At 69.0% G+C, this 12856-nt stretch carries 11 protein-coding genes; 5 read left to right on the top strand and 6 right to left on the bottom strand.

Annotated features, from left to right (window positions below):
• The first annotated feature begins 57 nt into the window (after positions 1–57).
• Positions 58–591, top strand: coding sequence for an RNA polymerase sigma factor (locus tag N803_RS15115; RefSeq protein ID WP_035906864.1), 534 nt, complete (start codon positions 58–60; stop codon positions 589–591).
• Positions 584–1597: a hypothetical protein gene (locus N803_RS15110; RefSeq protein WP_035906862.1), complete on the top strand. Its 1014-nt coding sequence runs from the start codon at positions 584–586 to the stop codon at positions 1595–1597. The genes N803_RS15115 and N803_RS15110 overlap by 8 nt, the downstream gene beginning before the upstream one ends.
• A gap of 104 nt (positions 1598–1701) precedes the next feature.
• Here the strand turns inward: N803_RS15110 and sucD are convergent, their stop codons facing one another.
• Entirely contained in the window at positions 1702–2592 is an 891-nt protein-coding gene (gene sucD, locus N803_RS15105) for a succinate--CoA ligase subunit alpha (RefSeq protein ID WP_035906861.1), read from the bottom strand.
• 39 nt (positions 2593–2631) lie between these two features.
• Complete coding sequence (gene sucC, locus N803_RS15100; RefSeq protein ID WP_035906859.1) at positions 2632–3807, bottom strand: ADP-forming succinate--CoA ligase subunit beta; 1176 nt, start codon at positions 3805–3807, stop codon at positions 2632–2634.
• Between the two features lie 204 nt (positions 3808–4011).
• Between sucC and N803_RS15095 the strand changes: the two genes are divergently transcribed.
• Together N803_RS15095 and N803_RS15090 are read left to right on the top strand one after the other, a co-directional pair.
• A complete protein-coding gene (locus N803_RS15095) occupies positions 4012–4965 on the top strand; it encodes an esterase/lipase family protein (protein WP_052112361.1) in 954 nt (317 codons plus the stop codon).
• A gap of 261 nt (positions 4966–5226) precedes the next feature.
• Positions 5227–5925 carry a M23 family metallopeptidase gene (locus tag N803_RS15090; RefSeq protein WP_052112352.1) on the top strand — a complete coding sequence of 233 codons (699 nt, stop codon included), beginning with the start codon at positions 5227–5229 and terminating at the stop codon, positions 5923–5925.
• A gap of 193 nt (positions 5926–6118) precedes the next feature.
• On the opposite strand, the gene pcrA is transcribed toward N803_RS15090, so the two are convergent.
• The 4 genes from pcrA to N803_RS15070 form a co-directional block, all read right to left on the bottom strand.
• Positions 6119–8638, bottom strand: coding sequence for a DNA helicase PcrA (gene pcrA / locus N803_RS15085; protein WP_035906856.1), 2520 nt, complete (start codon positions 8636–8638; stop codon positions 6119–6121).
• 63 nt (positions 8639–8701) lie between these two features.
• Positions 8702–10288 carry an ABC-F family ATP-binding cassette domain-containing protein gene (locus N803_RS15080; RefSeq protein ID WP_035906854.1) on the bottom strand — a complete coding sequence of 529 codons (1587 nt, stop codon included), beginning with the start codon at positions 10286–10288 and terminating at the stop codon, positions 8702–8704.
• 93 nt (positions 10289–10381) lie between these two features.
• A complete protein-coding gene (locus N803_RS15075; protein ID WP_156969813.1) occupies positions 10382–11002 on the bottom strand; it encodes a hypothetical protein in 621 nt (206 codons plus the stop codon).
• 61 nt (positions 11003–11063) lie between these two features.
• Positions 11064–11411, bottom strand: coding sequence for a PadR family transcriptional regulator (locus N803_RS15070; protein ID WP_035906851.1), 348 nt, complete (start codon positions 11409–11411; stop codon positions 11064–11066).
• A 323-nt stretch (positions 11412–11734) separates the two neighbouring features.
• On the opposite strand from N803_RS15070, the gene N803_RS15065 reads away from it, so the two are divergent.
• On the top strand, positions 11735–12856 hold a 1122-nt coding region (locus N803_RS15065; protein WP_035906849.1), incomplete at its 3' end, for a DUF222 domain-containing protein.

Here is a 12856-nt window from a genome sequence, read left to right as displayed (position 1 = left end):
GCCCCCGGCGCGTCTGCTCCCATGACAGGCTGGACACGACGGGCAAAGGGGTGGGCGATGAAGGACCGCGACACGGCGGCGTTCGACGACTTCTATCGGGCGACCGCGCCCCGCGTCATCCACCTCGTGTATGCCGTGACCGGTGACCTCACGCTCGCCCAGGACGCCACTCAGGAGGCGTTCGCCAAGGCATGGAGCGACTGGGCCCGGGTGTCGACCCACGACGACCCGCTGGCATGGGTCCGCACCGTAGCCCGGCGCATCGCGATCTCACAGTGGCGTCGCGGTCAGGCACGGGACCGGGCGTACACGCGGCACGGGTCCGTCGCGGCGCAGGCGCCGCCCGACGAGAGCCGCGTGGCCGTCGTCGCCGCGCTGCGCCAGTTGAGCCCGGTGTTGCGCGAAACGGTCGCCCTGCACTACCTGGCCGACCGCAGCATCGCGCAGATCGCAGCCGAGCTCGACGTCCCACCCGGCACCGTCAAGGCCCGCCTCCACCGCGGCCGGGCCCAACTCGCCGACCTGCTCCGCGGCACCACCCAACCCGACCATCCAGCCACTCTCGCGAGGAAGGAGAACCGTCATGGATGACCTTCGCAGCACCACCCCATGGTCCCCCGAGGACGACGCACTTCTCCGCGGCGCCCTGCTCTCCCTTCGTGACGACGTGATGGCCACCCCGATCCCCGAGCCGGCCTTTGTCCGGGCCCGTGGTGACCGCGGCCGTCGCCGTCGGATGCTCGCCGTCACCGCCGGAGTCGCAGCAGCGGTCGCGATCGTGGCCGCCGTCGGCTTCCGCGGCCTCGCCCGAGAGGACGCCGCTCCCCCGCCGCTCCCGGCCACGCCGACACCCACCGTCGCGACAACCACCCCGAGCACGACGCCCACCACGACCCCGACGCAGGCGCCGACGGGCACACCCACCGCTTCGGCCACAGTGCGGCCGACCAACACCGGCACTGCCACGCCGAGTTCAACCCCGCGACCGACCTCCTCCACAGGTGGGTCCACGGGCGGCCCGAGCCCGAGCGCCCCCGCCGGCAATGGCGCCCCGCCGCAGATCCTGTCCAAGGGCAACCCCGCGATCCCGGCCACGGCCTTCCTCAGTGCCCAGGACTGGCAGGACGCCACACCCTTTGCCATGACCATCGGATCGTGGGTGCCCGAAGAGGCCACCGTCGGTGCCGTCGTGCCCTGCGACCCCAACGCCGAGGCAACCCCCGCGTCCATCGCCTGGATGCGCGACACCGGCGAGAGCAACTGGACCGGTGCCGAACGGATCCAGAAGAGCAACCTCCAGTCAGATGGTTCCTCCAACGCCTCCGAGCCGGCTGCGATCGTGCGCGCCATGCTCAACGACACCACCTGCAAGGAGTCGAGCGATCCGGCGGTCACCCTCAAGCAGGGCCCGCGGACCGGAACCATCCTCGTCACGGCGACCTATCCGGACGGCAACGGGCCGCACAGCTATCTCGTCGGCGCGGTGGCGCTTCGGGACGGACTTCGCACGGCCACCTTCGTCCTGGCCGACACCCGCGTCAACGACGACGCCTGGGCCTTCTTGGGCAACCTCATGGACGCCGCCGCGAAGAAGTGAAACGCGACTGAACCCGGGAACGCGAGCGGGCGGCATACCGAAAAATTCTCGGTATGCCGCCCGCTCGCCGTGCGCTGTGGGGCTCAGCCCCGCGTCCGCTGGAGTCAGAGGCTCCGCATGATCTCGCGCATGAGCTCGGCCGTCTCGGACGGCGTCTTGCCGACCTTGACCCCGGCGGCCTCGAGGGCCTCCTTCTTGGCCTGGGCCGTGCCCGACGAGCCGGAGACGATGGCGCCGGCGTGGCCCATGGTCTTGCCCTCGGGGGCGGTGAAGCCGGCGACGTAGCCGACGACCGGCTTCGTGACGTGCTCCTTGATGTAGGCCGCGGCGCGCTCCTCGGCGTCGCCACCGATCTCGCCGATCATGACGATCGCCTTGGTCTCGGGGTCGGCCTCGAACGCCTCGAGAGCGTCGATGTGGGTGGTGCCGATGATCGGGTCACCGCCGATGCCGATGGCCGTCGTGAAGCCGTAGTCACGCAGCTCGTACATCATCTGGTAGGTCAGGGTGCCCGACTTGGAGACGAGACCGATCGGGCCCTTGCCCGCGATGGTGTGCGGCGTGATGCCGGCGAGCGACTCCTCCGGCGTGATGATGCCGGGGCAGTTCGGGCCGATGATGCGCGTCTTCTTGCCATCCTTCGAAGCCGCGTAGTTGTAGAACTCGGCAGTATCTCTGACCGGGATGCCCTCGGTGATGACGACGAGCAGCGGGATCTCGGCGTCGATGGCCTCGATGGCGGCGTCCTTGGCGAAGGCCGGCGGGACGAAGGCGACGGAGACGTTGGCGCCGGTGGCCTCCATGGCCTCCTTGACGGAGCCGAAGACGGGCAGCTCCTTGCCACCGATCTCGGCGGTCGTGCCGGCCTTGCGGGCGTTGACACCACCGACGATGTTGGAGCCGGCGTCGAGCATGAGGGCGGTGTGCTTGGAGCCCATGCCACCGGTCATGCCCTGGACGATGATCTTGCTGTCAGCGTTGAGGTAGATCGACATGTGTTGTGCGTTCCTTTGTGTTCGTCAGCTGTCAGCGGGTCACTTGGAGGCGGCGAGCTCGGCGGCCTTGGCCGCGGCGCCGTCCATGGTGTCGACCTGGGTGACGAGCGGGTGGTTCAGCTCGTTGAGGATCGCGCGGCCGGCATCGACGTTGTTGCCGTCGAGGCGGACGACGAGCGGCTTGGTCGCGTGGTCGCCGAGGATCTCGAGGGCGCCCTTGATGCCGTTGGCGACCTCGTCACACGCGGTGATGCCACCGAAGACGTTGACGAAGACCGAGCGGACCTGCTCGTCGCCGAGGATGACGTCGAGGCCGTCGGCCATGACCTGCGCGTTGGCGCCGCCACCGATGTCGAGGAAGTTCGCCGGCTTCACGCCGTGCGCCTCACCGGCGTAGGCGACGACGTCAAGGGTGCTCATGACGAGACCCGCGCCGTTGCCGATGATGCCGACCTCGCCGTCGAGCTTGACGTAGTTGAGGCCCTTCTCCTTGGCCTTGGCCTCGAGCGGGTCGGCCGCGGCCTTGTCCTCGAGCGCGGCGTGGTCCTCGTGACGGAACTCGGCGTTCTCGTCGAGCGTGACCTTGCCGTCCAGCGCCACGATGTTGCCGTCGTTGTCCTTGACGAGCGGGTTGACCTCGACGAGGGTCGCGTCCTCGTCGCGGTAGACCTTCCAGAGCGTCTCGAGGACGGGGGCGATCTTCGCGCCGGTCTCGGCGTCGAAGCCCGCGGCGTCGACGATCTCCTGGGCCTTGGCCGCGTCGATTCCGACATTGGGGTCGACGGCGATGCGGGCGAGGGCCTCGGGGCGCTCGACGGCGAGCTGCTCGATGTCCATGCCGCCCTCCTTGCTGCACATCGCAAGGTAGGTGCGGTTCGTGCGGTCGAGCAGGATGGAGAAGTAGTACTCCTCGGCGATCTGCGCGCCCTGGGCGATCATCACCTGGTGGACCGTGTGGCCCTTGATGTCCATCCCGAGGATCTGCCCGGCCAGCTGCTCGGCCTCGTCGGTCGACTTGGCGACCTTGACGCCGCCGGCCTTGCCTCGGCCACCGGTCTTGACCTGGGCCTTGACGACGGTGACGCCGCCGCTCTTGGCTCCGATGGTCTCGGCGGCCGCGCGGGCCTCCTCAGGGGTGGTGGCGACTGCGCCAGCCAGCACGGGTACACCGTGCTTCTCGAACACGTCGCGTGCCTGGTACTCGAAAAGGTCCACGGATTCTTTCCGTCCTCACATGATCGATTGACCGACCCGGCTCTCGCCACGGGTCTGTTCCGGGGCGAGCCTAGCCCCGCGCGGGTCGGCACGACGAGGTCGGTTGCATTTCCGGACACGGATTGGCAGAGATCCCGATGACATCGGGCACCTCGCAGCCGCGCCGGGATACGGTGCAATCACCATGGACATCGGATCTCAATGTTGAGCCGCGCGCGCCGGGTCGCCTCGTCCGGGGCGGACCTTGCCCGCGGAGTCGGCACGCTCTTCACCCCCCGGGCCCTCATCGGAATGGCCATCGAGGGAGCGTGGATCTCGACGCACCTTGCGACCTATCCGCTCGGGATCTTCCAGGAGCGCACCGAAGGGTTGCGGGGCTACCGCATCGAGCACCTCGCCCCCGTCCAGCGCGGGCTCATCATTTCGCACCTGGAGGCGTCGGGCACGCCGATCCTGCTCGTCCACGGCTTCATCGACAACCGCTCGATCTTCACGCTGCTGCGGCGCGGGCTCACTCGTCGCGGGTTCGGCGCGGTCTATGCCATGAACTATTCGTCGGTCACCAAGGACGTGCGCACGGCGGCTGCCCAGCTCGGCGAGGAGATCGAAGCGATCGTGGCCGAGACCGGCTACGGGAAGATCCACATCGTCGGCCACAGCCTCGGCGGGCTCATCGCCCGCTACTACGTCACCCGGCTCGGGGGTGACGCCCACGTGCACACCCTCGTCACGCTCGGAACGCCGCACCAGGGCACCTACACGGCATACACCCTCCCGACCCGGCTCGCCGGGCAGATGCGCCCGGACAGTGCTCTCATCGCCGAACTCGACGAACCGGCGCCCGGCTGCACGACCCGCTTCATCTGCTACTGGTCCGACACGGACGTCGTGATCGTCCCGCAGGGCAACGGCGCCCTGCGCCATCCCGACCTCTCCGTTCGCAACATCCGGCTCCACGGCGTCGGCCACATCTCGCTGCCGATCGTCGGCGACGTCGTGCACGGCATCTCGACGGCTCTGGCCGAACTCGACCAGGACGGTGGCACCCTCACCGCCGGCGTCACCCAGATCGCGGCCAGGCAACGCGCCGAGGCCGAGTCGAGGGCGCGTAGTCGCCGTTCCGGTGGCGCTCACCCGAGCCTGCACGCCCGAACGTGACTCACCTCACATCCCCTCGGCGTGTCGCTGGGGCCTGAGCACGGACTGCGCGGCCCTCGCCGTGGCCCATCGGCGAAAGTCCGAATTTGATTCCCCACAAAAGTTTGTATAACGGGGAGGTCACGGTACGGTGGTTGCTCCCGTGTCCCCTGCACGTGAGGTATCCCTGTTTTGACTTCCCCTTATCAGGGGCGCCATCGAGGCCGGCATCGCAAACCTGCGACCACCACCCGAGTCTCGCGCGCCCTGCACCCGGGCTTCGTGTTGCCCACCGCCGCTGCTGCGGCGTTGGTCGTCACGGCTACCGGTGCCACCGTTGCCGAGTCCGCCCCGCTGACCCTTGACCTGACGGCTGCCCAGGCGCAGACCGCTCGGGACCAGGCCGCGACCGAGGTCGCCCAGCAGGCCGACCTCTCCACCCGCCGCCAGCAGGTCGCGATCCAGACGGCGATGCTGCAGGGTCGCGTGACCGAGCAGCAGCGCGTCGCCCGCGACAAGGCTCGCGTGGCTGCCGTCGCGAAGGCGAAGGCCGCCGCCGAGGCCGCCGAGAAGGCGCGCCTCGAGCGCGAGGGCAAGAAGTGGGTCATGCCCATTGCCGGTGCCACGTTCACGTCGGGCTACGGCATGCGCTGGGGACGCATGCACTGGGGCAACGACTTCGGCACGGCCGTCGGCACCCCGCTGCGCGCCATGTCCCGTGGAACGGTCGTCTTCGTCGGCTACCACGGCAACATGGGCAAGCTCGTGCGGATCAAGTACTGGGAGGGCACCGAGTCCTACTACGCCCACATGTCGTCGTACTCGGCGTTCGTGGGCCAGGAGGTCATGCCCGGCGACATCGTCGGCTACACCGGCAACACCGGACGCTCGACGGGCCCCCACCTCCACCTCGAGATCCACCCGGACGGCGGCGGAGCGGTCAACCCGGCACCGTGGCTGGCCAAGAAGGGCCTGCAGTGAGCTGAGCGCCTCGTGCGCGAACTCCTGCACCAACGCCGAAGGGCGGCACCCCGCGTGGGTGCCGCCCTTCGGCGTTGGTGCTGACGCGTCGCCGCAGCGGCTCGGGAGCCGGGTGCAGACTCCAGAGCCCGATTGATGAGGCTCTGGACCTGAGACCCGGCTCCCGAGCCGGATCGGTCACCCGGCATGCGCCTCAGAGCTTTTCGAGGGGCGCGAAACGGAGCAGGAAGCGCTTGACGCCCGTCTCGCCGCCGAAGTCGACCTCGGCCTGGGTCTTGTCGCCCTCCCCCATCGTGCGCACGACGCTGCCCATGCCGAAGGTGTCGTGGGTGACCTTGTCACCGGGTGACAGCGGGATGATCGGTCGGTTGCCGGGCGAGCGGACGCCGGGTCGGGCGGCGAGCGAGGCCACAGCCGGCCGCTGACCACGGTGTCCGACGGCGGCCGCTCCACTGAGTTCACGCTCCCACTCGACGAGGTCGTCGGGGATCTCACCGAGGAACCGGCTCGGCGGGTTGTATTGCGGCGCACCCCACGCCGACCTCACCGCGGCCCGCGACAGGTGGAGGCGTTCGCGAGCCCGGGTGATGCCCACGTAGGCCAGACGCCGCTCCTCCTCGAGTTCCTTGGGGTCGCCGAGCGAGCGCAGGTGAGGGAACGTCCCGTCCTCGAGCCCGGTGAGGAACACGACGGGGAACTCGAGACCCTTGGCGGTGTGGAGGGTCATGAGGGTGACCACGCCCTGCTCCTCCGCCTCGGCCGAGTCGGGGATCTCGTCGGCGTCGGCGACGAGTGAGACCTGCTCCAGGAAGTCCTCGAGGTTGTTGACCTCACCGGTCTCGGCCCGCGCCTCGTCGAACTCGCGCGCGACGGCGACGAGCTCGTGGAGGTTTTCGATGCGGGTCTCGTCCTGGGGGTCGTGGCTGGCGCGCAGCTCGGCGAGGTAGCCGGACTGCTCGATGATGGCCTCGAGCAGATCGGCAACGCCGGCCTCGTCGTCGTCGCGCACCTTGCCCAGCTCCTCGAGGAGGGCGGTGAAGGCCTTGATCGAGGTGACCGACCGGGTGGCGATGCCGGGTGCGTCCTCGGGGCGGCCCAGAGCCTCGATGAAGGTGATGCGCTCGCGCTCAGCCAGCGCTCCGACGACGGCCTCGGCCCGGTCGCCGATGCCGCGCTTGGGGACGTTGAGGATGCGCCGCAGGTTGACGCTGTCGGCAGGGTTGGACAGGACCCGCAGGTAGGCCAGCGCGTCCTTGACTTCGCGCCGCTCGTAGAACCGTGTGCCGCCGACAACCTTGTAGGGCAGGCCGACACGGACGAAGACTTCCTCCAGGGCACGCGACTGCGCGTTGGTCCGATAGAAGACCGCGACGTCTCCCGGCTTCACCCCGTGCTGGTCGCCGAGCTTGTCGATCGAGCGCGCGACGAAGGACGCCTCGTCGTGCTCGTTGTCACCGACGTAACCGACGATCGGCGCACCCGAACCGGAGTCGGTCCAGAGGTTCTTCTTGCGCCGGGTCTCGTTGCGGGCGATGACCGCATTGGCGGCGGTGAGGATCGTCTGGGTCGAGCGGTAGTTGCGTTCGAGCAGGATCGTCCGCGCGTCGGGGTAGTCCTCCTCGAACTCGATGATGTTGCGGATCGTCGCGCCTCGGAACGCATAGATCGACTGGTCCGCATCACCGACGACGACGAGCTCGCTCGGCTCGACCGAGTGCTCACCGCGGTTGTCGCCGTGCCCGACGAGCTCGCGGATCAACTGGTACTGCGCGTGGTTCGTGTCCTGGTACTCGTCGACCATGATGTGCCGGAATCGGCGCCGGTAGTGCTCGGCCACGTCCGGGAACGCCTGGAGCATGTGGACCGTGAGCATGATGATGTCGTCGAAGTCGAGGGCGTTCGCCTGCCGCAAACGGCGTTGGTATGCCGTGTAGGCCTGTGCCAGCAGCCGTTCCGTATGGGTGCCACCCGGGTTCTCGGCGCTGGGCTCCCCACCCACGCGGCCGGCATACGTCTCCTCGTCGATGAGCTCGTTCTTGAGGTTGGAGACCTGGTGGCCGAACGTGCGCGGGTTGTAGCGCTTGGGGTCGAGGTCCATGTCGCGGAGGACCATGGCCATGAGGCGCTGGCTGTCGGCGGCGTCGTAGATCGAGAAGGTCGACTTCATGCCGAGCTTGTCGGCCTCACGCCGGAGGATGCGGACGCACGCGCTGTGGAACGTCATGACCCACATCGCCTTGGCCCGCGGCCCGACCAGTTGCGCGACCCGCTCGCGCATCTCGGCGGCGGCCTTGTTGGTGAACGTGATCGCGAGGATCTGACCGGGCTGCACGTTGCGTGCCGCCAGGAGGTGGGCGATGCGGTGCGTGAGGACGCGGGTCTTGCCCGAGCCGGCGCCGGCGATGATGAGGAGTGGACTGCCGGCGTGCAGGACGGCTTCGCGCTGCTCCTCGTTGAGGCCCTCGAGCAGCGCGTCCGGGTCGATCATCGGCGCGGCCGTCGCGCCCCAGGCGGGCTCGCTGGGCACGGCCGCGTCACCGTCCACCGCCCACGACGGCACGCCGGCGGCGTTGACCATCGCCGCATGCGCGCTGTCATGCGTGTTGTGGTCCGTTGTGGGTGCGGTGTCCGCGCCGGGTGTCGTGTCGCTCCTCCCGGAGCCACTGGCGCCGAGGGCGTCGCCGAAATCCATGCCGTCAAAAAGGGTGCTCATCTTGCGTCCAACCCTACGTCGTGGCACCCACAGTCACGGCGTCGTCCACAGGCAGCGGACCGGTCAGCCGATGGCGTGCCTCGGACCGGTCCACCGCTCGCGCAGCCACCGATCGTGACTCGCCACGACGACCGTGACGGGAGTGCGCACCAGTGCCTCCTCGACCTCCTCGACGAGCGCGAGGCTGAGGTGGTTCGTGGGCTCGTCGAGGAGGAGCAGGTCGGGCTGCTCGCCGATGACGATGGCGAGGGCGAGGCGACGCTGCTGCCCCTCGCTGAGCAGGCCGACGGGGCGATCGACGTCGCGCGGGTGCACGAGGCCGAGTTCGCCGAGGAGCACCTCGGAGCCGGTGGCACGGTAGGTCTCGCGGACGGTCCGGGCCGGGTCCACGAAGTCGACGTCCTGCCCGAGCAGCCCGATCCTCCGTGCCGATACCTGCACGTCGCCCGCGTCGGGAGCCAGGCGGCCGGCGAGGACGTGGAGCAGCGTCGACTTGCCCGAGCCGTTCGCCCCCTCGATCAGCACGTGCTCCCCTGCCGCGACATCGAACCTCGGGACCCGCACGCGCCCCTGAACGACGAGGTCGCGCACGCGCACGGAGCCTGCACCGCGACCGTTGCTCGCGAACCGTCCGGTGAAGCGCAGCGGCGGGCGGGGCTTCGGCACCTGCTCCCGCTCGAGCACCTCGATCCGCTGTTGCGCGTCCTTCGCCCTCCGGGTCGCCGACTTCTGCACCCGGGCGCCCTTGAACGCGTGGATGAACTTGTCGTTGTCCCGCGGCCCCCGGTTGTGCGCCACGTCGCTCGTGGAGGTGCGCGCCGCGGACCGCAGGTCGGCCAGCTCGGCCTGCTGGACGGCATACGCCTCCTCCCAGCGGCGCTGGGACTCGAGACGAAATTCCCGGTATGCCGTGTAGTCGCCGCTGAACCGCCGCCCGCCTTCGCCGTCGGTCCCGAAGTGGGAGGGGTCGAGGTCGACGACGGCGGTGCAGACCCGGTCGAGGAACACACGGTCGTGGCTCGCGACGAGGAGGGCTCCAGGGAGCTGGACGAGTTCGGATTCCAGGTGGTCGAGTGCGGCGTCGTCGAGGTGGTTGGTGGGTTCGTCGAGGACGAGGCATTCCGGTCGACGGGTGAGGAGGGCTGCGAGGGCGAGGCGACTTCGTTGGCCTCCGCTGAGTTGGGCGATGCGCGTGTCACGGTCGAGTTCAGCGAGGCCGAGGCGCTGTGCGGAGAGCGTCGCGCGACGGTCCGCATCCCAGGCGTCGTGGTGGGTTGCCCACGTGAGGAGGTCGTCATAGGCCTGTGCCGCAACGGGATTCGTGAGGTCGTGGGCGAGCTTCTCGAGGTGGGCAACAGCGTCGTGGAGGGGCGCCAAGGCTTTGGTGAGGACATCGCCCACCGTGTCGCGGGGATCGAGTCCGCTGTCCTGAGCGAGGTAGCCGAGGTCCTGCGGCGTCGTGATCGTCCCGTGGGTGGGTTCTTCGAGGCCGGCCACGAGACGGATGAGCGTCGACTTGCCCGCACCGTTCTCGCCGATGAGTCCGACGCGTTGGCCGGGCGCAACGGTGAGATCGACGCCGTCGAGGATCGTGCGCCCGTCGTAGGTGTGCGTGACGTCGCGCAGCGTGAGAGCAGTGGGGTGGGTCATGGAACTCCAGCGAGGGTGAGTCGTGGCACGCGCGGGCATGGTGGCCTCTGGCGCGGGCTGGGTCGCTGGTCAGTTCTTCATGATGCGATGAGGTTAGCGGTTGAGGAACGTACGGCGCATCCTCGATTTCCATGACGGCTCGTGGCCCGCCGGACCCGGTGGCCGAGGGTGACTGTCCATCCCCGGATGTGGTCCGGCCAGAAACAGGATGGGAAGCGTGGCCAGCCCGAGGGCAAGCAGAAGCCATCGAGGCGCCATGAAGAGCGTCCCGTCCGAGGGCTCGCCGAGAATCCAGACTGCCCCGGACACCGCTGCGCCGATCCCGAGAATCGCGGCCCACCTGAGGGGCCACTCAAGTCCCGGGGCGCTCTGTCCGAGACGGGAGGCGCGGCGGCGGCTGAGGAACAGGTCGACAGTCCAGGGCAGGACTCCCAGGAGCGCGACGAACACGCCGAACGTGGGCAGGTCGTCGAACGTCACAGGCGTCGGATCAGCCCAGGCCCGATCGACGGAGACGGCCTTGATGACGCCCATGATTCCGGCGGCCAGCACGACTCCCAGGAGGAACTGGGTCAACAGGTGGCGGCCGCTGAGTGGCTGCCACTGGGCGGCATAGTCCACCGGCTGCCCAAAGGCTTCGACGGGATCCTCGCCCGTCATCCTCGTGTGAGCCTCGACCTGGGCGACGATCTCGCGCACCTTGGGCTCAGCCACCCCGTTGATTCGCAGTTGCTCCGCCAGAGACTTCGCGTACTCCCACCTTGATGTCGCCATCTCACCCCTCCAGTGCTGTTGTCATCGTGCTGGAGAACGCTCGCCAACCGTCGCGGCCGGCCGCGAGCTCGGCGCGCCCCGCCGGCGTGAGCCAGAAGTATTTGCGCGGTGGACCGGCATCACCCGTGACCCACTCGCTCTTCACCAGTCCGTCGTCCTCCAATCGGCTCAGGAGCGGATAGATCGTGCCGCCCTTGATGCCATCGAGGCCAGACTCGGCGAGCGACGCCATGAGCGTGTAGCCGTAGGCCGACTTCTCACGCGACAGCGCGGCCAGCACCGCAAGGTCGAGGACGCCCTTGAGCCACTGGCTCTGGCGGTCCTCTCGCGCCTTGCGGCTCCTCGGCATGGCTAGATGGTTGTGCACACTAGATAGGAAAGTCAACTAGCTCGGGCCCCTACTGGCCAGCCGGCTTGGTTCGGGGCTGGCTCCACGTTGGGTCCGAGGGCTCGGCACGGCGGCTCGGCTCGCTCGGCCCGATCGCATCGGTGCTTCGAGCGGGTGTCAGTGGTGGTGTCTAGGTTGGGTTGTGGCGGGGGTTGACGACCGGCCTTGTCGTGGTGCCGTCGCGCACGAGTGGTGGTGAATTCGGTTGTGCCAGTTCACAATTCAGCCATCAGCGTAACCCGAAACCCTTGACTCTCGAACTCCAGTTCGACTAGCTTGGAGTCATGAACACCACCGCAGCGACCGCGACCCTGGAGGGTCGGTTCGCTGCGCTGCGTGCCGGCGCGCACGAACTGTCGATGGAGGAGTTGCTCGACGTCATCGAGCTCGCGCAACGAGAGAAAGACGCCGCCTCGGCGCGGCAGGCGATCGCGTTGGCGCACCTGTCCGCGTGGGACACCCACCGGCAAGAAGACGGCTCCGTCACCGAGATCCACCACGGCCTGGGGCATCAACGCTTGGACGCACCCGAGCTGGCCGCGCCCCGGTTGGGGTGTTCGGTGCACGTCGCGGAGAACCGGATCCTGGACGCGATCCGGCAAATGACCCGCACCCCGGCCGTGGTCGAGGCGATGGCTTCCGGGGTGCTGGATGAGCAGCGGGCGCGGGTCGTGACCGAAGAAACCGAGTACCTGTCGCCCGAGTCCGCCGCCGAAGTCGTCGAACGAATCCAGGACGTGTGGGGACAGTTGACCACCGGCCCACTGCGGCGACTGCTGGTCCGGACCGCAGCGCAGGTCGACCCCGAAGCCGTCGCCGAACATGCCGCAGCCGAACGGGAACGCCGCGGACTCACCCGCCGAGCCGGCGTCAACGGCACCGATCACTGGCGTGGTGACTTCCGCGTCGAAGACGCCCGAGCAGCATGGGCTGCGGTCACCGAACGCGCCCGCGAACTCGTGCGTGCCGGCCACGCCGACAACCTCGCCATGGCCCGCTCGGACGCGATGATGGAACTCATCCTCGAACACTGCGACGTCTCCGTGGTCGTCCACGCCACCCGCGCCGCCGACCCCAACGGAGAAGCGCACGACAGTCACGGGGACCCCGACCCCACCGGCGACGGCACCGGCGGTGACAGCAACCCCGCCGGCGGTGACGGCGACAGCGGCATCCCTGCGGCGCCGACGAACCCCACGGACGCGGACGAGCCCGTGTCGAGCTCACGGGACGCCACATCGACGCCCCAGACCTCAGGCTCCGCGCAGAATGCCGACCCAGCCACGCCTTCGTCGGCTGCGTCCGGCGCCTCATCATTCGCGGGATCCGGTTCGTCGTCGCGCTCGGGTTCAGCGTCGCCGGGGTCGGGTTCGCTGCCGGGGCAGCGTGGTGGGGAGGATCTGGTC

The organism is Knoellia subterranea KCTC 19937, from assembly GCF_000768685.1.
Lineage (GTDB): Bacteria > Actinomycetota > Actinomycetes > Actinomycetales > Dermatophilaceae > Knoellia > Knoellia subterranea.
The sequence above is the reverse complement of the archived record's forward strand: the minus strand, read 5'-3'. Positions and strand labels throughout refer to the sequence as shown.

Coding starts and splice junctions, on each gene's coding strand:
- N803_RS15080 (WP_035906854.1), bottom strand. CDS start 10,288: ATGACCCACCCCACTGCTCTCACGCTGCGCGACGTCACGCACACCTAC.
- N803_RS15070 (WP_035906851.1), bottom strand. CDS start 11,411: ATGCCGAGGAGCCGCAAGGCGCGAGAGGACCGCCAGAGCCAGTGGCTC.
- N803_RS15115 (WP_035906864.1), top strand. CDS start 58: ATGAAGGACCGCGACACGGCGGCGTTCGACGACTTCTATCGGGCGACC.
- pcrA (WP_035906856.1), bottom strand. CDS start 8,638: ATGAGCACCCTTTTTGACGGCATGGATTTCGGCGACGCCCTCGGCGCC.
- N803_RS15110 (WP_035906862.1), top strand. CDS start 584: ATGGATGACCTTCGCAGCACCACCCCATGGTCCCCCGAGGACGACGCA.
- sucD (WP_035906861.1), bottom strand. CDS start 2,592: ATGTCGATCTACCTCAACGCTGACAGCAAGATCATCGTCCAGGGCATG.